This is a genomic window from Leptospira mtsangambouensis, assembly GCF_004770475.1.
Taxonomy (GTDB): Bacteria; Spirochaetota; Leptospiria; order Leptospirales; family Leptospiraceae; genus Leptospira_A; species Leptospira_A mtsangambouensis.
Genome location: NZ_RQHK01000006.1, coordinates 133,425 through 154,111 on the forward strand (window position 1 = coordinate 133,425; position 20,687 = coordinate 154,111).

16 protein-coding genes and 1 riboswitch are annotated in these 20,687 nt (G+C 38.3%); of the genes, 6 read left to right on the plus strand and 10 right to left on the minus strand.

What is annotated here, in order from left to right; translation table 11 throughout:
- Positions 1 to 221 precede the first annotated feature (221 nt).
- Entirely contained in the window at positions 222 to 3,953 is a 3,732-nt protein-coding gene (locus EHR01_RS09970) for a Cna protein B-type domain protein (RefSeq protein ID WP_135694641.1), read from the plus strand.
- A gap of 119 nt (positions 3,954 to 4,072) precedes the next feature.
- Here the strand turns inward: EHR01_RS09970 and EHR01_RS09975 are convergent, their stop codons facing one another.
- On the minus strand, positions 4,073 to 4,855 hold the full coding sequence (locus EHR01_RS09975) for an ABC transporter ATP-binding protein (protein WP_135694642.1): 783 nt from the start codon (positions 4,853 to 4,855) through the stop codon (positions 4,073 to 4,075).
- Positions 4,848 to 6,320 (minus strand): HDOD domain-containing protein, encoded by a 1,473-nt coding sequence (locus EHR01_RS09980; RefSeq protein WP_040917314.1) that lies wholly within the window; start codon positions 6,318 to 6,320, stop codon positions 4,848 to 4,850. The genes EHR01_RS09975 and EHR01_RS09980 overlap by 8 nt, the downstream gene beginning before the upstream one ends.
- A 101-nt stretch (positions 6,321 to 6,421) precedes the next feature.
- Between EHR01_RS09980 and EHR01_RS09985 the strand changes: the two genes are divergently transcribed.
- Positions 6,422 to 6,634 (plus strand): hypothetical protein, encoded by a 213-nt coding sequence (locus EHR01_RS09985; protein WP_238837837.1) that lies wholly within the window; start codon positions 6,422 to 6,424, stop codon positions 6,632 to 6,634.
- Here EHR01_RS09985 and EHR01_RS09990 read toward each other — a convergent pair.
- The gene (locus EHR01_RS09990; RefSeq protein WP_135694643.1) at positions 6,631 to 7,947 is read right to left on the minus strand and encodes a 6-hydroxymethylpterin diphosphokinase MptE-like protein; all 1,317 of its coding nucleotides are present in this window, start codon (positions 7,945 to 7,947) and stop codon (positions 6,631 to 6,633) included. The two genes, EHR01_RS09985 and EHR01_RS09990, sit on opposite strands and share 4 nt — an antisense overlap.
- Positions 7,948 to 8,057: 110 nt before the next feature.
- Positions 8,058 to 8,531, minus strand: a complete 474-nt coding sequence (locus EHR01_RS09995) for a DNA primase (protein WP_135694644.1) — start codon at positions 8,529 to 8,531, stop codon at positions 8,058 to 8,060.
- Positions 8,532 to 8,678: 147 nt separating this feature from the next.
- Between EHR01_RS09995 and EHR01_RS10000 the strand changes: the two genes are divergently transcribed.
- Genes EHR01_RS10000 through secA form a run of 3 tightly spaced genes read left to right on the plus strand, consistent with a single transcriptional unit; the run spans position 8,679 to position 12,713 of the window.
- Entirely contained in the window at positions 8,679 to 9,260 is a 582-nt protein-coding gene (locus EHR01_RS10000) for a TlpA family protein disulfide reductase (RefSeq protein ID WP_244310057.1), read from the plus strand.
- Positions 9,257 to 9,946 carry a type 1 glutamine amidotransferase gene (locus EHR01_RS10005; RefSeq protein ID WP_135694646.1) on the plus strand — a complete coding sequence of 230 codons (690 nt, stop codon included), beginning with the start codon at positions 9,257 to 9,259 and terminating at the stop codon, positions 9,944 to 9,946. The genes EHR01_RS10000 and EHR01_RS10005 overlap by 4 nt, the downstream gene beginning before the upstream one ends.
- 10 nt (positions 9,947 to 9,956) lie before the next feature.
- Entirely contained in the window at positions 9,957 to 12,713 is a 2,757-nt protein-coding gene (gene secA, locus EHR01_RS10010; RefSeq protein ID WP_135694647.1) for a preprotein translocase subunit SecA, read from the plus strand.
- A gap of 187 nt (positions 12,714 to 12,900) precedes the next feature.
- On the opposite strand, the gene EHR01_RS10015 is transcribed toward secA, so the two are convergent.
- From EHR01_RS10015 to EHR01_RS10030, 4 genes are all read right to left on the minus strand, one after another.
- Complete coding sequence (locus tag EHR01_RS10015; protein WP_244310058.1) at positions 12,901 to 13,722, minus strand: LIC_13355 family lipoprotein; 822 nt, start codon at positions 13,720 to 13,722, stop codon at positions 12,901 to 12,903.
- 86 nt (positions 13,723 to 13,808) lie between these two features.
- Positions 13,809 to 14,390: a hypothetical protein gene (locus tag EHR01_RS10020; RefSeq protein WP_135694649.1), complete on the minus strand. Its 582-nt coding sequence runs from the start codon at positions 14,388 to 14,390 to the stop codon at positions 13,809 to 13,811.
- A 205-nt stretch (positions 14,391 to 14,595) separates the two neighbouring features.
- Positions 14,596 to 14,742: riboswitch (cobalamin riboswitch) on the minus strand.
- A gap of 8 nt (positions 14,743 to 14,750) precedes the next feature.
- Complete coding sequence (locus EHR01_RS10025; protein ID WP_244310059.1) at positions 14,751 to 15,677, minus strand: cytochrome-c peroxidase; 927 nt, start codon at positions 15,675 to 15,677, stop codon at positions 14,751 to 14,753.
- Between the two features lie 277 nt (positions 15,678 to 15,954).
- Positions 15,955 to 17,997: a methyl-accepting chemotaxis protein gene (locus tag EHR01_RS10030; RefSeq protein WP_135694651.1), complete on the minus strand. Its 2,043-nt coding sequence runs from the start codon at positions 17,995 to 17,997 to the stop codon at positions 15,955 to 15,957.
- 210 nt (positions 17,998 to 18,207) lie between these two features.
- Here EHR01_RS10030 and EHR01_RS10035 point away from each other — a divergent pair, with 210 nt between their 5' ends.
- The gene (locus EHR01_RS10035) at positions 18,208 to 18,558 is read left to right on the plus strand and encodes a CIA30 family protein (RefSeq protein ID WP_244310060.1); all 351 of its coding nucleotides are present in this window, start codon (positions 18,208 to 18,210) and stop codon (positions 18,556 to 18,558) included.
- 87 nt (positions 18,559 to 18,645) lie between these two features.
- On the opposite strand, the gene EHR01_RS10040 is transcribed toward EHR01_RS10035, so the two are convergent.
- Positions 18,646 to 19,110: a hypothetical protein gene (locus EHR01_RS10040; protein ID WP_135694674.1), complete on the minus strand. Its 465-nt coding sequence runs from the start codon at positions 19,108 to 19,110 to the stop codon at positions 18,646 to 18,648.
- Positions 19,111 to 19,120: 10 nt separating this feature from the next.
- On the minus strand, positions 19,121 to 20,635 hold the full coding sequence (locus tag EHR01_RS10045; protein WP_135694653.1) for an outer membrane beta-barrel protein: 1,515 nt from the start codon (positions 20,633 to 20,635) through the stop codon (positions 19,121 to 19,123).
- Between the last annotated feature and the right edge of the window lie 52 nt (positions 20,636 to 20,687).

Here is a 20,687-nt window from a genome sequence, read left to right on the forward strand (position 1 = left end):
AAAACGGGGGCCGAGGGCAATCGAAATTCCGTTCCCGGGTTATTTTTCCCTAAGATTCGTTAATTTTGTTCATTTTTTGCCGATACCCCTAAAAAAGATTTGCATTCTGTACGGAAACAGACTACAAATGGTACACTTCGGCGGGGTTTAGGTATTTCCCGAAGTGCATTTGAAAGACTGTGGTTCTTGCCACAAAGCGAATTTGATTAGAGGGTAAGTCTATGCGCGTTCGAGGAATTTTCACTGTTCTCGTTCTCATTTCTTTGGTATTTGTTGGGTGTTCCCGAAAAAAGAAATCGATGCCATTTTGGTTCCTATTAGGAGCTGGTGGTGCAGTGGCTGATTCTAGTGGGGGCCTTGACACTCCTGCTGACTCTAACGGCGTTCCTCTTCCCACACCCGGCGATTCTACCGGCGTCACAGACCCTGACGAAGTTCCCGGCAACAATTCCGAACAAGAAGTTCCAAACCACGGACCAGCACGTGTGATCGGAACGATCGTTCCTGTCGTTTCCGGTGTCCCTGCAAATGTTGTTTGTGGAAACCCTGGGGCTCCCCAAGCTCCTGGATGTGTCGACCTTACTTTAATCTCTGTTAGGATTGAAGTTGCCAATGGAGATAACAATACCCTCGTTGCCTCCACATATGCAGAATCAAATGGAAAGTTCCAATTTGATCTTAGTGACCTTCCAAACAATAATTACCGAGTTCTGATCAATACAGGTTTTGGACTCAATTATACTTACCAAGATTTTTCTTATGTATTTGATCCTACACAAAATCCTTATACTTTAGTCAATGTCGGAAATCTACTCGCAGAACGTCTGTACTATGGTCAAGGTCCTGCACAGTTTGTAGGAGTGGTCACAAGCCCTGGGTTTTCTGGTGGCGGTGTCACTGTACCGGCAGGACCCATTGCGGGGATCACAGTTTCTATTGTTGATGCCAACGGCAACACAGTGGGAACTGGTGTAACCGATGCAAACGGATCGTATGTCATTAACATCAATCCTTTACCTAATGGTAATTACACGATTGTTTATTCTGGCGATTCTGTAGAAGTATCGGGACAACCTTTTGCGAATACAACAGAATTCATTCATTTTACCTTTCCGGGAACCAATCCAAATACTGTGGCGGTTGTGGATTTGGGAGAAACAAGTCTTCCTTGGATGGCAGCAACAGAAAGTGATCTTCACCTAACTGGAAATATTCTGAACGGTGCAATTGCTTCTGATTCCACTACCGTTTTTACTATTAAATTGAAGAACGAACAAGGTGCTATTTTACAAACAGTTCAAATTACAGGAAATGGAAGTTTTGCCATCGAAGGAAGTTACCTTACCAATGGTGTTTATTATTTAGAAGTATCCAATCCTGTTTTTTATACCGTATCGCAGTCCTTTTTGTTTACGGCCTCTCCGAATGGAGGAACCAAAAATGTAGCTCTAGTTGATCCAATCTACATTGTTGCCAAACCTTCACTTGTAACGGGATTTGTAAAAGATACAAGTGGAAACCATGTAGCAGGAACAGTCATCAACGTAAGACCTTCCACAAACCAAGCTCCTTCTCGTTTGTTGTATTTGAAAGACGATCCAATTCTTGGAAACGCTATCAAAGTTTGGATTATTGAAGCTTTGAGTGCTGTGGCAGGAACCAATTGTTCTGTAAATCCAACTGGGTCGATTTGTTCATGTGCGGTGAATCCAACTGCTTCTTGTTTGGTGGCATACCAAGGTTCAGGTCCATGGGCATACCAAACCTATGGAAACAAACTCTACGAAGTCAACCCAACAACAAAAGAAGTATCTTTCCTTGCTGCCAGTGGACTTTGGGCATATTACATTTCGGCTCCTGGGTTTGAAAATTATTGTGGTTCCAACAATTCCCCTTGTTCATCAAATCCATTACAAATTAGTTTAAACGGTAACAACTATAATGCGGGAACAATTTCTATGACATCCATAGCAGCTCGTTCTCAAATTGCCGGTTCCATTTCGGTTCGTGATGCGGCTCCAAGTGCCAACTCAGTTCATTCCTCTCAATCAGGACTTTATCTTGTATTGTTAGGGAATACTTCTTCTGATGGTTCTGCTTTGGCACATATCACGACAACTTCAGGTGGCCAATTTAGTTTTGGTGGAAGTTCTTATGTAGTGGCTTTGCCTGCTATTCTTCCTCCTCCGTTTACAAACGATGAAGTTGGTCGAGTGAGTTATGCCTTATACCAATTAGGTTCAGGCCTTGCGACTACCTTAGCGCAAACGCCAAGTGTTGCTAGAGCGAATGACAATACGGCTTCCATTGATATCATTTCTGGGACAGAGTATAATTTCCGTCAAAGTTCCTACCAACTCATTGTTGTGGATCGTGTGGCTCCGTCCTACCAATCAAGTTATTTATCATCCAGTAGTTTACGAGTGGATACATCTTCTGTGGCAACCAACCAATATGCATCTTCACCTGTTTTACATAACGTAAACGGAACTGTGATGCATAGCCCAAGGGCTACTGTTACTGGTGTGGTGACGGATGCTGTTTCCACTCAAAATGTAAGTGGTGCCACTGTGACTCTCGGACGTCTTGTGGGTGGGAATTTTGCAGCAGATGTTCATCGTGACTGTTCTGGTGGGTTTGATTCTCCGAATTGTTCCGTTTCTGCTACAAGAACTTCTGGTTCAGACCAAGTGGTCGGATCTGTCACTTCACAATCAAATGGAAGTTATAGTTTCCCATTTCTTTCTCCTGGTTCTTACCAACTCCGTGTAGAAAAAAATGGAATCACTACTTACTTCCCTGTTGAAGTAGGAACTGGTGGGGGAACGGTTGTCGTCAATACACCTGTGATTACCAATAATGGTCGTGGCCATTTAACAGGATCAGTGCGAACTCCTGGGGGATTTTCTTTCCTTGGAACTTACTCTTTAGAAATTGTAGATCCAAATGGTGGCACATTACGTCCATCAGCAGGTGTGCAACCGGCATCCATTGCAACTGGAGCGACGATTTTTTCTAATGCAAGTCAGTATACGATATTTAATATCAACGCAGGTCGTTGGAAAATTCGATTTGTCTCGGCAGGTTATGCATCAGTAGAAGGGATTGTGGATATCCAAGCAGATGTCACCACAAACTTTGATATCATTACCTTTGTTCCAGGAAGCCAAACCAGTGGATCCATTTCTGGAAGAGCACTTTCAGCACTATATAATACCGGTGTTTGTAACCTAACGGCACGAATTCGACCTGGTGTAAATGTAAAGTCTGGATCTTATGCCATTGATGCCAATGGAGTCACAATCCCAAGTGTCAAAACATCAACTGACGGATCTTATGTGATTCCTTCTGTTCCACCTGGAAACTATACCTTAGAGGTATCTGGTTCTGGAAAAAGAGGGGATTGTACTTCTGTTTCCGAAAATTACGCAACGACTTATCGAACAGTGGTTTCTGCAGGTTCGGAAACACCAGCAAACCAAAACATTCTTGTCACACCAATCCTTGCTGATAATGAAATGCGAGTGGTTCTTTCTTGGGGTGCCAAACCGCGAGACTTGGATTCGCATTTACAATATGGAAATTCAGGTAATAGCCGCATTGTTTGGAATAATAAAACTCCACTCGGATCCGGGAATGGTAGTTTAGATTATGATATCACAACAGGATATGGCCCGGAAACCATTACCCTCCAAGGATCCGTTTGGAACCAACCAAACCGTTATTACAGTATCTACAATTGGTCTGGTGAGGCACTGATGGGAGTTTCAGGAGCCAATGTTCGGATCTTCAAGGGAAGTGTCGGAGAAGTAAGAAACTATTCCATTGCTCCAAACCATTCGAATCGTTGGTGGAAAATCTTCTGTATCGCACAAGATAAAACCATCTCAGATGTGGGAACGACAGGTTGTAGTGCATCTAACTTTATTGAAAAGTCTATGTATTCGAATTAATCGGTAGTTGAACCCAACTGCATCCAAAGTCTGGATTCAGTTGGGCATCAAAGACCTAGAGCCGTAATCAAAACGTAGGCCAAATCTTTGAATGGCATTCGATGAGAAATTTGATTTCTTTAAGAAAGGACAGTAACGGAATACTGTCCTTTTTTTACGTTCACTTGTAAGTCTAGATCATACAGATTAGATAAGTTTTGATCTGTTAAAACTTCAGCTTTTTCTCCAAAACTAATGACCTTTCCTTCTTTTAACAAAAGTATTTTGGAAAAATCTTCTGGGATTTCTTCGATTCTATGGGTGATGAGAATTCTTGTGAGATGGGGATTTCCGTTTTTTAATTGGGCCAATGACTTTCCAAAATCGGTTCTTGCTGTAATGTCTAAGGTCGCAGTCGGTTCATCTAAAACCAAAATTTCTTTTCCCACGCCGAAAGCTCTTAACAATAGAACCTTCATTTTTTCCCCGGAAGAGAGTGTAGAATATATTTGATTTTTTTTATGAATTAAACCAATGGAAGCTAACAAAGATTCTGCGGTTTTTTCTTGTTCTTTTGTTGGATCTTTATAAAGTCCAAGAGTTCCGATGACCCCAGTTAAAACCATTTCAAAGGTGGTAAGCCGTTGTAGTAAGGTTTCTTGGTGGCCTGGTTGCACCATACCAATTCGATTTTGTAAAGGTGCCATCGGAGTTTCACCATAGGTCTCGCCAAAAGCAGAAATGGAGCCAGTCGTGGGCCAGGAATAACCAAACAGTAAATTGATGAGTGTTGTTTTTCCCGCACCGTTTCTTCCGATGATAGCAAGAGAATCACCTTGGTTTAAGGAAAAATGAACTTGGTCTAAAATTTTTTTGTCAGTTCTTACAAACGAAACAGAATCAAAACGAATCACTTCACTCATTCGATTTTTTAAATAGAAGTTCGATTTTATTCACTGCAGCAGAGAACACATCGATATTATCTAAATTAAATTTTGCGAGTAGGATTTTGTCAATGGCATAAAAACCTTTTTTCTGCTCATGATAATCTGCCATCATATTGGCCATATAAATGACTTCGACAAGATCACGTAGTTCGGCAGGCGCCAAAAATGGTTTGTGATGGTATTCGATGGCAACACGAAGGTCGAGAGGGAATTCCCATTTTTCAGCAAGAAGGGCCCCGAGTTGCGGGTGGCTAAGTCCAATGGCCATCTCTTCTAAAAGAGTTGAGTTTCCAGAATCGACTCCTCTTTGGTAGGTTTCGATTTTTTTGAAAAAACCTCGGTCCACAGAAAGTAAAAGGAACTTTCCTATATCGTGTAACAAGGCACTGACGGCAATGATATCTGCAATTTTATTTGTATGATTGTTTTCTGTCGCCAAATAACGCGCGTAATAACTGCATCGGCTGGAATGGTCCCAAACATCCATCATCTTTCCATATTGACCATCCATAATTTTACGGACTCCAGAAACATAGAGTAGGTTTCGTAAATTCTTTAGGCCAACAACTTTGACAGCTTGTAAGATGGAACTGACTTGGCTTCGATTTGCAAAAAAGGCAGAGTTGGATAGTTTTAATAGATCAGCAGAAAGCGCCGGATTTCTTTCGATTTCTTGAGAAATCATATGTAAGTCAGAATCAGGATTGTTACAAAGTTGAATGATTTTTGTAAGTGAATGCGGTAGTGGAGGCAATCCATCTATTTCATTTAGAAGTTTTGTTTTTAGATCTGTTTGGATTTCGACAGGGGTTGTAACTTCGGGAACAGATAGAGTAGCGCGTGTTATTTTGTCATTTGTAAAGATTTTGAATTTTTCAGAACCAATTCCTGAATTTTTTAAAAGGAGTTGAATCAGTACTAATCCTAAACCTGCCGATTCTGTACTGTCCGATACATCAGTGAAAGCATCTGACAGATCGTTGTAGTTCTTTGCCACTTCGATCCTTCGATTAATCCGTGCTAGTTCTTCTTTGGTGATTGGTGCATTGTTTTCTACAGCAAAGTGGATGGACTTTCCTTCTACTTTCATCAGTAAACTGATGTAGTAATTTCCGCCTTCCAAACGATCCAATTGTTCATTCCATTTCATGATGATGTTTTCTTGGAATCGGGACATTCCTTTCGCATAATCACCAGCATTTTGGATGTCTAAATTTTCACGGGAAAAGTAATCGCGTTTTGCATTTGCCTTATTGGCATTCATGAGGAGTTCTTTTAGGACGGTAAAGATAACTTCTACTAAATAGAGTTTGTCCATATACCCCATTACATGGACAAGCAATGCGTATATCTCCTGATTTTGTTCTTCTGTAACAAAGTAAAAGTTAATTCTGGATTCTTTTGCAGTCTCTAATTGAGAAATAATATCTTGAAAATTCACAAACGTCTTTTCCCGTAACACTCTTATATTTTAATTTCTTTTGGACGCAATAGATATTTTTTTCCCATCTAATTTCTATTTTGTCCCAGGGAAATTGTATAGTGAGAACATCAGTGGAGGAAATCACTATGGAAATGTTAGACCAAATGAATTTGCATTTGCTTATGCAAGAGAGGTTAGAAAAAATTTTAGAGGATATGGAAAGAAGACCTAAGGGGAAATCCAAAAAAACAAAAGGTTTTGACCAAATTCCCGCAAACAAAGAACGAGCAGAGTGGAATCTACAAGAAATACCAGTTCTATTCGGAGCTTAACTTAGTGAAAACCGCAACCAAGTGGTAAGAGTTTTTCTATGAATGATTCCGGATTGGTCTTGGTTAGCCCACTTTGCCAGATCCGAAATAGATGGGGGAAAACCCTGAAACGATTCGAGGAAATGTTCTGCTTTTGGCTTGGATGGTAGATTTGATCCATTTGCTTCTTTGAGATTTTGAATCTTTAAAGTAGATTCCTTTTGATTCATTTGTTCCCAGGCAATTTGATTTTTGCCTTTTCGTTCACCAGAATACAAACGTTTGGTGGTTAATTCTAAACTTTTTTTTCGATTCGTGGTTGGAAGATAAAACCGTTCGTATCCAGTTCCTGTGCAATGGGATTTTCCACGCTCTGCAATATAACTGACCCCACTTACAAAAAATTCTCTATTTTTTATCTGGTCTGTAATCGACAAAACTATCCCCATTAAATTCAAACTAGAGTTGGAATAATGTGGCCATTTTTTTCCCAATCCAGTTTGAAATAGATGTTCCTGGATTTGATCGAGTGGGTGACCCGTATTGACCAAAATTTTTGGATTTTTTAGTTCAAAAATAAAGGGTGCTCCACCTAACCAAGTAATGATGGGGATATTTGATGGAATTTCTGTTAAAAAATGGTAGGTTGTTCCTCGGCCAGAATCAAAAGAAACAATATAATCAGGAACAATACCGTTTGGCAAAAGATAACCGATAGAAGTATCACTGGCAAAAATGAGAAAGGATGACCTGTATTTTTGGATGGTGGGAAGATCGATTTCTAATCCAGGACTCGCACCCAAAAATAAAATAGATGTTTTTTCACCTGAGAAGGATTGAAACCATCGGATGCTAGTATCGTTATAAAACAGACCGGTTCTATTTTTTAAATAATTATGAGTCCATAACTTACTGAAATGTTGGATGGTGTTTTGATTGATTTCATTAGAAACAAACTGCGATTGAAAATTGTTTTTGCAAATCGATACCAAGTCTGAAAAAAAACGTTCATAACTTGGCGATATGTACAACCTCCATTTGGATTGGGATGAATTTGCTGCCGTTTGGGTGTTTTTGACTATGGTTTTGAGGTCCGCCCAATTTGGAGTTGTTCCTGTGAGACAAAATAAATAACAACCCTGGGCCTTGGCTTGGTTTTTTAGATCTTCAAGTTCCGATTGGAATTCATTCAATTCATAAACTTCTTTTTCTGGTTCCCAAAAGATAATGATGGGATGGTTCGGATTGGCAATGAAAGATCTTACGGCATGTAAGGCACCGAGACCAAGGACAACGGGAATGGAATCAAAACTGAATGTCGAAAGAAATCGCAAAGCCTCCTTTTCAGGGGAGACTTTTGAATGTAGATAAAAATGATCGGAAGTTTGAAAGTTATAGAGAAGGTTGTTTTGAAAGTGAGGGATTAGAGGAATGGGAGTAACCTCTAGTCCTCATCATCCTCGTCTGAATCATCATCGTCATCAGAGTCGTCGTCGAAATCGTCATCATCCTCTTCTTCTTCTTCGTCCTCAGAATCATCACCAAATTCGTCTTCGAAACCATCTTCAAGTTCTGGTTTACGAGCTTCTTCTTCAGGGATAAAATCTTCTTCGATATCTTCTTCTGCATGAGGAGCAAAAGAAGTTCCTGCTGTGGATGTAACACCTGCCAGTTTATCTTTTTCTGCTTGGAGAAGAGCTTTTTCTTCAGAGGAAAGGTATTTCCACTGCACCATATCATTTGTCAGCGCATATAAAGCCTGCACTGTCAGTTTACGGTTTTTTAATTTTTTAGGGAGAGTGATCTTATCAATTTTGTCGATCGTGCTGAAACCGGCCACGCAAGTTTCGTATTTTTTTTCCCGGCAAAGTTCTATTAAGGATACGATATCGAAGTCTTCTTTGTGCGATTGGCTCATTTTCTTTGATTCCCTGGAGGAAGTGAGTGGAATGTTAGACCAGACTGAGGGGTGGGGGTCAGATGTCAAGGGAAAGTTCGAAAACTGGCTTTACAGACCTTCTCCTAGTCCAAACCATGGGGAAGGACCGTCCAACATATGGGATTTATGAAAGCCTCCCTCATCTTAACTGTTAGTTTATGTCTCATTAGCTGTGCCCCGGCGAAATCTTCTTATTTTGGAGAGGAGTCTTGGGCCGGACTTACCGCCTCTGGTGCTGAAATTTCTTTTTCCCAATTGGAAAAAGAGGAAATTGCCATCAATGTATACTCACCCGATTGTGTTCCTTGTTGGAAAGAGATACCGGCACTCAATCTTCTGCATGCAGAAATCGAAAGCCGCTTTCCTTCGAAAGCTTTATACATGGTTGTCGACCCTTACCAAATTGTTTCCGATATAACCGATGAACGTCCGTTTGGCGAAGTATATCAGTTGGCAAAAACAAGAATGGAAACAGAAATCAAAAATAGAAATATCCGAGTTCCCATTGTGTTTATGAAACCACCTTTCCGTGTCAAAGAAGGGAGTTTGATCACAGGAACACCGGAGACTATGTTGTTCGCTACCAAACCCATGCGGTTGTATTATAATTTTTTGGGATCCATTTCGGAACAAACATCTCCCGAAGTCATTCGAAAGGATGCAAAGTTTAATTTCTTTCGTTATCAATTTGGAATGGAATCATTATGAGAGCAGTATTCATAAGATTTATCGATTGTGAGGGGCCAGGAATTCTAGAGCCACTACTTCGTGAAGCCGGGTATCGGATCAGTTATCAAAATGCATATGACAAACGTATTCATTTGATGCCAGAAATTCATTTGAATTTTGATTTAATTGTGATGTTAGGTGGCCCTCAGTCGGTTGCCGATCCTGAAGAACAAGAATTTTTTAAACCTTATTATGACATTGTGAACAATGTGGTTGCCTTACCTAATAAAAAATTAATTGGAATTTGTTTGGGTTCTCAAATCATTGCGAAGGCGTTAGGTGCCAATGTTCGGCCAGGGACAAAGGGTCCTGAAACGGGATTCTCTGATTTACATTTATTAAAACCAGAACATACAATTTTTAATGGAATTCAAAAAGAATCGATCCTTGCTTTTCATCTTCATGAAGATATATTTGATATTCCAGTAGGAGCAGAACATTTGCTTGCGAGTGATTTTTATGCAAACCAAATGTTTTCATATAAAAACAAAGTTTTTGCTTTCCAAACTCATTTAGAACCAACTTTAGAGATGCTTCGTGTATGGCAGTCTGTCCATAAAGATTTTATAGCAAAAGGTAATGGTGATTTTTCTGAGATTGAAAGTAAACAAAAGGTAATGGCAGAAACTGCTAATACTATATTTCGAAATATTATAAAATTATAACGGACTCGGTATGTTTCAAAAAATATTAACAATTTTATTCGGCAGTAAGTATGAAAGGGATTTAAAAAGATTAAATCCAATCGTGGATGCTATCAATTCTTTTGAGCCGACAATCAAAGCTATGGACGATGAAATGTTGTCCGCACAAACCAAAAAGTTTAAAGAAAGACTTTCCTCTGGTGAAACTCTCGATGATATTTTGCCAGAAGCATTTGCAACTGTTCGCGAAGTTGCTTATCGAACTTTAGGTATGCGTCATTTTGATGTACAGATGATGGGTGGTATTTCTTTACATTGGGGAAATATTTCTGAGATGAAAACGGGTGAAGGTAAAACCTTAACTTCAACCTTACCCATTTATTTAAATGCACTTTCTGACGATGGGGTTCATGTTGTTACGGTAAACGATTATTTAGCAAAACGGGATGCCAATTGGATGCGTCCTGTATTTGAGTTTTTAAAAGTTTCTGTAGGTATCATCCAACATGATATGGATCATGAAGAAAGAAAAATTGCTTATAATTCAGATATTACTTATGGAACTAATAATGAGTTTGGATTTGATTATTTGCGCGATAATATGGTGAGTTACAAAGAACACCGTGTTCAAAGACAACATAACTTTGCAATTGTGGATGAGGTGGATTCCATTTTAGTGGATGAAGCAAGAACCCCTCTGATCATTTCTGGCCCAGCCGAAGAGTCCACAGACAAATATCTTAAAGTGAATAAAATTATCCCTAAACTCATCGAAGGGGAAGACTATGAGATCGATGAAAAAGCAAAAAATGTAATTTTATCCGAGGCCGGTGTCCACCATGTGGAAGAGTTGTTGGGTGTTGAAAACTTGTACCAAGCTGAAAACATCGAACTTGTTCACCACGTTCAACAAGCACTCAAAGCGCATAAGATATTTTATAGAGATAAAGATTATGTAGTACAAGACGGAGAAGTCATCATTGTGGATGAGTTCACTGGTCGATTGATGAAAGGTCGTCGTTATTCTGACGGATTACATCAGTCCTTAGAAGCAAAAGAAGGTGTGCCAATTGCTCGTGAGTCCCAGACTTTAGCATCCATTACTTTCCAAAATTATTTCCGCATTTATAAGAAGTTAGCTGGTATGACAGGAACTGCGGACACGGAAGCAGAAGAATTTAAAAAAATCTATAATTTAGATGTCATTGTCATTCCTTCTAATTTGAAAATCCAACGATTGGATATGGCAGACAGAGTTTACAAAACGGAACGTGAAAAATTTGATGCAGTGGTCAAAGACATCCAAGAAAAAGTCTCAAAAAAACAACCAGTGCTTGTGGGAACTATCTCTATTGAAAAATCAGAAGTTCTCTCAAAACTTCTCATATCTCATGGAATTCCGCATAACGTATTAAATGCAAAGCAACATGAACGAGAATCCGAAATTGTAGCCAATGCAGGTCGTCCAGGAGCCATTACCATTGCAACAAACATGGCTGGTCGAGGAACGGATATTGTTCTTGGTGGTGCACCAAAGTACAAAGAAGATTTAGAAAAACTAGATGATCTAAGCGATTCATTAGGAATTAAAACAAAATCAGAATTAGAAGTGATTTACAGCTTTCGTGAGCATTTAATCAAACAAAAGTTTGAAGAGGCTGAAGCTAAAACTTCTGAAATCAAAAATGAAAACATCAAAAAAGAATGTAATAAAATTCTAACAGAAGCCAAAAAATGGAAAGTGGATCATGACTTTGTCATTGCCGCTGGTGGATTGCATATTATTGGTTCCGAACGACATGAATCGCGCCGGATTGATAACCAGCTTCGTGGGCGATCTGGTAGACAGGGAGACCCGGGTTCTTCAAGATTTTATTTATCCTTACAAGATGATTTGATGCGAATTTTTGGATCAGATCGTATTGCCCGTATTATGGATACTCTCAAGATGCCGGAAGGCCAAGAGTTGGAGCATAGTATGGTCTCTAATGCGATCGCGCGTGCCCAGAAACGAGTGGAAGGTCATAACTTTGATATCAGAAAACATTTGTTAGAGTATGATGATGTTATGAATCGCCAAAGGATTTATATCTACGGAATTCGTAATGAACTTTTGGACAAAGGAAACATGTCACGAACCATTGTTGATTTCTTTGACGAAGTTGTTGAAAACCAAGTGATCCTTTATTGTGAAGGCAACAATGTAGACGCTTGGGAAACAGATTCACTGAACGAATGGTTACAAAGTTTGGGAATTTCTGATTCGATTGACTCAAAACAATTTAAAAAAGAATCAAATCCCCAACTAAAAGTATTTGAGATAGTATCCAAATTAGTAAAAAACCTGTATGAATTTAAAGTTTCTTCTATTGGTGAAGAAGTTTGGAGATCAATTGAAAGGAATGTATTTTTGGACATTCTGGATCATAGATGGAAAGAACACCTTTATGCAATGGATCATTTAAAAGAAGGGATTTGGACAGTTGGTTATGGTGAAAAAAATCCATTGATCGAATACAAACTCCAAGGTTTTAAGATGTTTGATCAATTGGTTGAAAATCTTAAAAATGAAGTAGTATCCTTCTTGTTAAGAATTGAAGTAACGGATTCCGATCGCAATCAAGATGTATCTTCACCGAAAGAATACAAAAAGATTGGTGAGGAACAAAGAGCAGAAGTTGATATGTTTGGGAATGAAGTTAAAACTAGCAAAACCAAACCTCAAGTATCTTCCACTACTAGTTCCGGTGGTGGATCCGAAAGAAAATCGAGTCGAAGAAAGAAGTAAAAGGTATTACTTCTTTCTAGAAACAAAAAATAATAATCCAATTCTTACTGACTAATTAGTCTGAATAACTAATCAGGAATGAGTTGGATTTTTTAAATTATGATCTTAATTTGATTCAGTATCGAAAATAAATTGTCGTTTAACTTTAAGATTGAATTGATTTGTTTCATTGAATGATTGATTTTAATCATTCAACAGATTTAGCAACCACTCCATCGATATCCGGTCCATTGTTATATGAATGTGGATATACATAACCTAATCCTGTATTTGGATTTGTAACCGCTGAAGCAGAAATCATTTTAATAAATTTAAATCCATTGGTTTGGATATTTGTACGAGCTGTCGTATCACAATTGGCACCGGGTCCACCAACGATTAAATCATCAAGATTGAATCCATCACCACCGCCGACTAAAAAACCATTTGTAGTTGTAAACAATTCATCCAAACTGAATGGTTTTGTGGCCATATTGTAAAGAACAGGTCGAAGGCCACCGAATCCCGGCCAAGAAGAAATTTTATTGCTATCTGCTGTTGATGGGTTGAATCCACTCAAATCAAATCCACAATAGTTTGTTCCATCAAAAGAAACTTGAACCACCATTGGATCAAACGCATAACGATCGCTAGTTTCAGAAACTCTGAATGGATTTTCATATACTATAAAATCAATTCCAGTAACGTTTTTAACCGTCTTTCCTGCCCATGATAGAACAATTGTCGCACCGGCTCCTGTTAAATTTAATGCGTAAACATCCAATGATCCGGAAAATTCGCCGCCACCGCAAATTCCGTTGATTGCCTTAGATGAAACGTTAAATCCGCTGACTGTGGAATTAGCTGAGACAACAGTATTGGCAATGGGAATTGTTGTTGGGAGAGTTGTTGGTGGGCACGGACCCACAGAAGAAGAGTTTGTTAGTGGTAGCGCTAATAATGGTAATAAGAGGTCATTATTATTTTCTTTCTCAGAGCATTGCCATAATGTTGAAGTGATAAAGAACATGAATAATATAGATTTTGTTTGAAACGGACCCACGAATAGTCTCCTATTTGCCTTTATCCGAATGAATAAAGGCAAAATTTTTAAATTTAAAAAGTTCTAGTTAAGAAATTAAATGCAAATGAACCATTGCAGCCTGCTGCTTTGGGATTTGTAGTATGAACTGTTCCAGATGCTTTTCTGGAAGTCAGATCTGTTTTAGTTTCAGCTAATGATGGTTTGCCGTTAAATACATCGCAAATTAAAATTTCATTTTCAGCAGTGATTGTCCATATGAGAGCCGAAATGTTTGCACTGTTTTTTGGTTTGTAATAAAGCACTCGTTCTGTGTTGCTAAATTCTACGATTTCAGCGTTGACTCGATATGTTGAAGTGCCTGTACCATTTACATAATCAACGTATAAATATCCTGTAGTGGTTCCGAAATTGGATTGGATTGAAACAGTGTTGGAACCTGGAGTGGTACATGTTCCAGCATTACAGCTTCCTTGAAAATATGTTCCTCTAATTTCAATTTGGCCAGCTTCTTTTGCCGATGACTCTGCTGTTTTCAATAATCCTAATACTAAATTATTATCAGCTACCGATTTGTCTACTTTGCCACTATCCGCACATGCTGTGATAAAAAGCGCAAACAACATTACGATTGTTAGTTTGAATGAAGTTTTCATTTAGATTCTCCTAAATCTTGGTTTGAATTTAGGGGAACACGGACAGGAAATAGGTTTATCCAAGTCAGAAGACGTGAAATCTTAAAATCTATAGATAGATATGTAAGTAGTGTTTTTTCCATACGGGTGCCCCGAGTTTACCTTCGGGGCCCCTTTACAATATCTGTTGATACAGAAAGTTGTAAGTGTGCAAAGTTCCCAATCCACGAGAAAACATTGCGGGGAAGATCTGGCTTATCACCTAATATAGTTTAAACTATAATTGGTGCATCACAGTTGCGGGTCAGCACAGGACTTTCACCTGTTTCCTCCCTGAAGGTAATGCCAGAGTTCCAAGCACGATATTATTTGTCAAATCATTTAGTTTGTCTTTGTTTTATCTGATAAAGATTTTAGGAATGAAACAATCAAATCAATTTCTGAATCAGTAATGTTACGGTTCAGATTGTACTGGTTCATTCTCTTCACTGCTTCTTTCAATGTAGGAACACTGCCATCGTGAAAATAAGGTGGAGTCAATGCTACGTTACGTAACGGAGGAACTTTAAAGAAAAAATTGTCAGCAGGGTTTCCGGTAAATTCTGATCGGCCAAAATCATTCGGATTGTAAGTATATTTTGAATCTAACTTTGAAAATTGTGATCCACCGAGTAGATTTTTGGTATGACAGTTGTTACATCCTACGTCTAAAAATATTCGGAGTCCTTCTATTTCATTGTTTTCAAGTGCTTGTACATTTGATTCAACAAAATCATCGAATCGAGATTTTGAAACAAGTGATCTTTCAAATGCAACTAGGGCAAGACGAATGGAATGAAGGCTTGGGCTTGGAGAATCCGGAAATGCATTCGCAAAAAAAGAAGTATAACTTGAGTCGTTTTGGACTCGCGTTAATAATTCTGTATCAGATGGTAACGACATTTCTAATGGATTGATAAATGGATCAATCGCTTGGTTGTACAATGTGTCTCGTCTTCCATCCCAAAAAAGGAACGGTAAAAAACCAACATTAAGAATGGTTGGAGTGTTTCTTTTCCCTATTTGGCCAAATGTTCCTCTTGAGGTCGATTGTCGATCCATTCCTGCTGCATTCCCATCTAACGGATGACAAGTGAGGCAGGATTGAACATGATTGGAAGAAAGTTTGTTATCCCTAAATAGTTTGTTCCCCAAAGCGATTTTTTCAATTGAATCTGATTCCGAACCTGGGATGTAATTAGGAAGGATACCAATTTTTTTTCTCGCAACTGTTTGTAGTTCGGTGGCATTTACGAGATTTGAGGTCAAGTAAACTAGAAGTATATTTAAACTAGAGTTTTGTTGTTCGTTAGTTTGTGGTTGGGAATTACAGCTAATCGAAGTTATGTGTATTGTAAAAAAAATGAAAAAAATAAGTTTTTCTTTCATTAGTTTTTTATTCTTTTGAGATGGGGATGAGGACATAGGAACCAAACAGGGAACCCCGGCCCAATCTATCAATTCTATTTTTTGATTCGGTTTTTTTGAATTTCTGAAAACTTCAACTTTTAGTCTGATAGTTTTTAGGCATAAAGTCTAGCGTTTGTTAGTGAGTATGAAAGGAATTTGTGACAGTCGCAATGGTTCCCGCAATTTCTCCAATTTTTTGGCTCACTTGGTTCAAGTCTTCCGAATTGTTTGCCAATTCTTGAGCACTACCGGATAGAGTGTTGATTGTATTTACCATATCTTCGGAAGCTTTTTTCTGTTCCCTGCTTGAGAATTCAATTGTCTCTGCCATTTCTTGTAAGCCGTTTAATTCTGTTGTCACATTAATTAAACTTTTTGTTTGCGTAGTCATTTCTTCTTTTAAACCATCTACACTATCTTGCATTCTTTTTGATTGTTCTACAATTTCACTTAATGCATTTACGGTTTCATGAACATGATTTGCGCCAATGTTGACGACAGAATTACTTTTATCAATGAGACGTTTGATATTTTTGACTGAAGATTGAGTTTTGTCAGCTAATTTTGATATTTCTTCTGCCACAACAGCAAACCCCATACCTGCATCTCCAGCGCGAGCCGCTTCAATACTAGCATTTAATGCTAGTAAGTTGGTTCTTTCTGAGATTTCAGTAATAAGATCTACAATTCCAGTGATTTCTTTGGTTACAGAGTGAATTTCTGACATTGCGTTGTCTGTATTTTGAACCGATGTATTTCCTAAGTTTGCCAAGTTTGTGGAAGTGATGGACTGGTCAGTTAATTGTAGAAGTGCTTTTTCTATATTGGAAATAGATCCTTCAATATTTTTCATTTCTTCCGTAATTTTTACTATGTTTTTAGTTTCATTAGTAATGAATTCAAACATAATTTCAAAAGAGGTTGTGAGTTCTTCCAATGAAGCTGCTGATTCTTCTGAGATAGATGCCAGTGATGAAGCATTATCGGAAACTGAGATTGCATCTTGTTTTAATTTATAAGCAGCTTTTTCTGCTTCACTTACCGAAATTTTCAATTGATTCATGATATGATTGAGATTTGTTAAAAAAAGATTGATGGACTCGGTAATTTTTCCAATTTCATTCTGGCCAAAGTTGGGAAGGGTTTTGGTTAAGTCTGCTTCTCCGCTTGAAAGTTCATTTACCTTAGAAAGAACTGTTATAAGAGGATTGTTAATACTTCTGAAAATAAAGATAACAAAGATAATGGAAATAAGTAGCGAAAACAAAACCAAAAGGATGTTAGTATTTCTCTGGAAGGTCAACATCTGAATACGTTCATTCACTAATTTTTCAAGTATTACAATGGAACGATCCTGAATATTCCCTGCGATCAAAGTTCCTTTGTGAATCGTCGTAAACAATTTTTCTGAGGAAGAGGGTTTTGCTGTGTTGATGATAAAGGTTTCTTTTAGTTCATGTGTGTAGCTTTCACAAGATGTTTTTGCGGTTGTTTTTGCATCAATTAGTTCTTTTTCATAAGGAGAAGTGTCTTCAACAGATTTTGTATAAGATTTTTGAATCTCGTTGCAAGTGGCCTCGATAATATTAATTGCTATCAATGCTTTTGTATAGCTAACACTGGAGTATTGTTTATTTTGGTTAGATGTATTTGTGTATTCGTCACGAGCAATTCCTTTTAAAACTGCAATATTCTTTAGGATTTCTGGTACTCTAAAGAATATAATCTCCATTTGGTAGTAAGAGTTTACTTCTGGATCAAGAATTAGGTTTGAAAGGTCACCAACTTTCAAAGCCAGCTCTTGTGTATCCCCAAGAAATCGAATGCCTGTGGACTGATCAAAAAAGTTAACTTTCGTATATTTATCCCAAATAATTAGTTCTTTCGTTTCTTGAGTCAGTAACTCCGTTTCATTGATTTTTGTTTTTGCTACTTTTATCAGTGGGATTAAATCAGTCGTGTTTTCTTGTCCGATTTTTAGTCTTTCTAATCCTTCTCTATAAGCTAAATAAATTGGTTTTAAAGTATGGATTCCCAATTGTTCTTTTTCGGCAAATTGAATCGTTCCATTCAGTGATCGTACTAAAATAAGCAGAATGATGAATAGTGATACAATGAGTGGGAATGGCAAAAGTAGGAGTCTAGTTTGAATGGAAAACCGGGAGAGAAATTTTGACATAAAACAGTATATCTTCCTAGAGTGGACGAAATAAAATTCCACTTAACTTCTAACGATAATTGATTTTCAATAAATCAATCATTTAATTTTATAGGCGTAATAATGGGAGGGTTTGTGAACAGATCATTAGTGTTAATTGTATTGTTCGTTACTGCTTCATGTGCACGCACGTTAGAAGTTAAAAACCAAGAAAGTCTTTTTGAAAATTGTATGAAGACATTTCAAGACGAAACCAAATGTCGAGAATTTATGTCCAAATCGGCAAAAGACATCCAATCAGAAGATGAAAAACGGGAAGAAGCTCTGGCCCAACTAACAGCAGAACAACTTGCAGGTATGAAACTTCGAAAAGAAATCAAGGACACATTACCAGGTAAAAATGGAAATTTTGTTCGCGAATATATTGGTGATCCAGATGAAGTCAAACATGGTGGAGATCGTGAGTATTGGGTTTATAAAAGACCAATCAGTAAGTTTTCAGGAGATTCTCTTCCGGATAAAGAGATTACTGTGATCTTTAGAAGATCATTTGTCGAAAGAGTGGAATATAAAAAGCCGTAACACTGTGTTTCTTTTTGTTTGTTGAATTGATTTGAATTCAAAATTCGAAAAATAGTCAGGAGAGATTGTCTCCTGACTTAATATTGGTTAGTATACTAAGTATCCAGTCAAATCTACCGTTGTTCCGGCAGTTGTTGTATACGAAGTGTTACAAGCTGCAAAAGCACCCGCAAGAGCTTGTTGAGCAAGGCCATAAGTAAACTGAGGTAAGTTACATGGTTGAATCGGGTCATTAACTTTTTTAAGGACACATTCTCTCAATGCAAGCAAATCATCTTTTGTTTTGCCATCCAATTTAGTTAAAGCACAACCTGTTCCTGGGTTGAAGTATTCTTTTCCTCCAACACAAGAGTTCGCCGCTATATAAGCTGTGAGGCAAACTTGTTGAACATCATTGAAACTTCCACCAGCGTTGACTAGGTAAAGTAGAGCAGATGGGTTATCTTCTTTTTTCGCACCAGAATCTGTGCAGCCAACAAAGCCAGCTACCAAAAGGAGTGCCAAAGAGATTCCTACTAAACCTGATTTAAAGGATTTCATATTCTTTTTCATCATTTTCTCCTTAGAATTTTGCTACCATACCGACGATAATACCATTTTGGTGGGAAGCCGGTCTTCCAGAAGTATCTACGAATTGTTGACCAGGACCCCAGTCTCTTCTTAAGTCTACTTTCACTTGAAGGTTTTCCGTTAAGTCAAAAGTAGGTGTAAAAGTAAGGGTTTTGATTTGTCCGTAGTTACTAACCGCTCTTGCACCAATTGTATCTTGAAACTTGAGGTCATATCTGTCTGCAGGTGTTACTGCAAATAGAGGAGGGTTTACAGCAAGTGAACCACCGTAACGTTTGTCATCGAGATACTCAAAACGGAAACCAAGTGCAAAGAAGTTTGTGAATTGATACTTCGCTTGTAATTGGTATGTTTGATAAACTCGTTTAACTCTGTTTTCACGAGTAAAACTTGTATCTTTGTTGAAACCCAAAGCAACTAAGCTTGGAGCTAAATCAGGAACAAGACCCGGCATCGCAGTATCTAACTTTGCTTTGGTAATCCCAGTAGATTCATAACCATAAGCAGCTGTATTTGTTTGACCAGCTCTTTCACCGTAAGTATAGTCAAAGATAGTAGTCAATTTATCAGTTGGTTTGTAGATCAAAATCAAGTTTTGGATCATCCAATGGTCAGTTTTGAAAGACGATTGTTTTGGGAATGAAGTTCCAGTTGCTTGCTCTAGATAGTAAAGGGAGTTGTCTTGTCTACCTTTGATATTATCATTCGCTTGCAATGTGTTCCAAACCACTTGGAATTTGTCAGGTACCACATCATACTTTACTTGTGTTCCAATCGCTCTTGTTGGGTTTGGACCATCCGCATAAGCATGTTGTTGTGTACTAGTTAGACTAGATCCTCCAGCTGGATCACCATAAGCCGCTAAACCGTTATATCCAAATTGTTGGCCGTTTCCTGTATAGCCAGTTCCTTGGGCACTGTTGTAGAGGTAAAGACCAGTGGATAGCCTGTCGTTAATTTGGAGGTTTGCTCTTGCACCGGTATGGATAAATGGGATAGTGTTAAAGAACACATAACCAATCGTGTAAGCGATGTTATCCTTTGAGTCAAGAAGTTCCAATCCGATATGTGTTGCCATCTTACCTACGTCAACTGTCAACCCTTTGAGTACTGGGAAGTATGCTGAAACATAAGCTTGTTGTAACAACTGCATGTTATGAAGAGAGTTCGTTGTTTGATACGGACGTTCTTGGTACATGTTGTTTTGTCCGTTTTGCATATCCAAACGGAAACCCCATGGACTTTCCTTATCCGCCAACTTCTCCATAGAGAGTTTAACTGCGTTCACAGCAAACTGCTTGTTGTAAGTGTGGAAAGTTCCCGCTGTATCTTGTGTAGCACCTTGCCGGTTGTTTGTAGTATAGTTATAGTATACATCCACATATCCGGAAAAATTTACCAACTCATACCAAGACTTATCCTTTTCCTTTTTATCCTGAGCAAAAAGGGAAGCTTGGGAAAATAAGGTAGCAACGATCGTCGCCAACAGAGTGTATTTATTTCTCATTTGCCATTTCTCCTATGTGAACTTGTTGTGCAAGTTGTGTACCAGGTTGGCG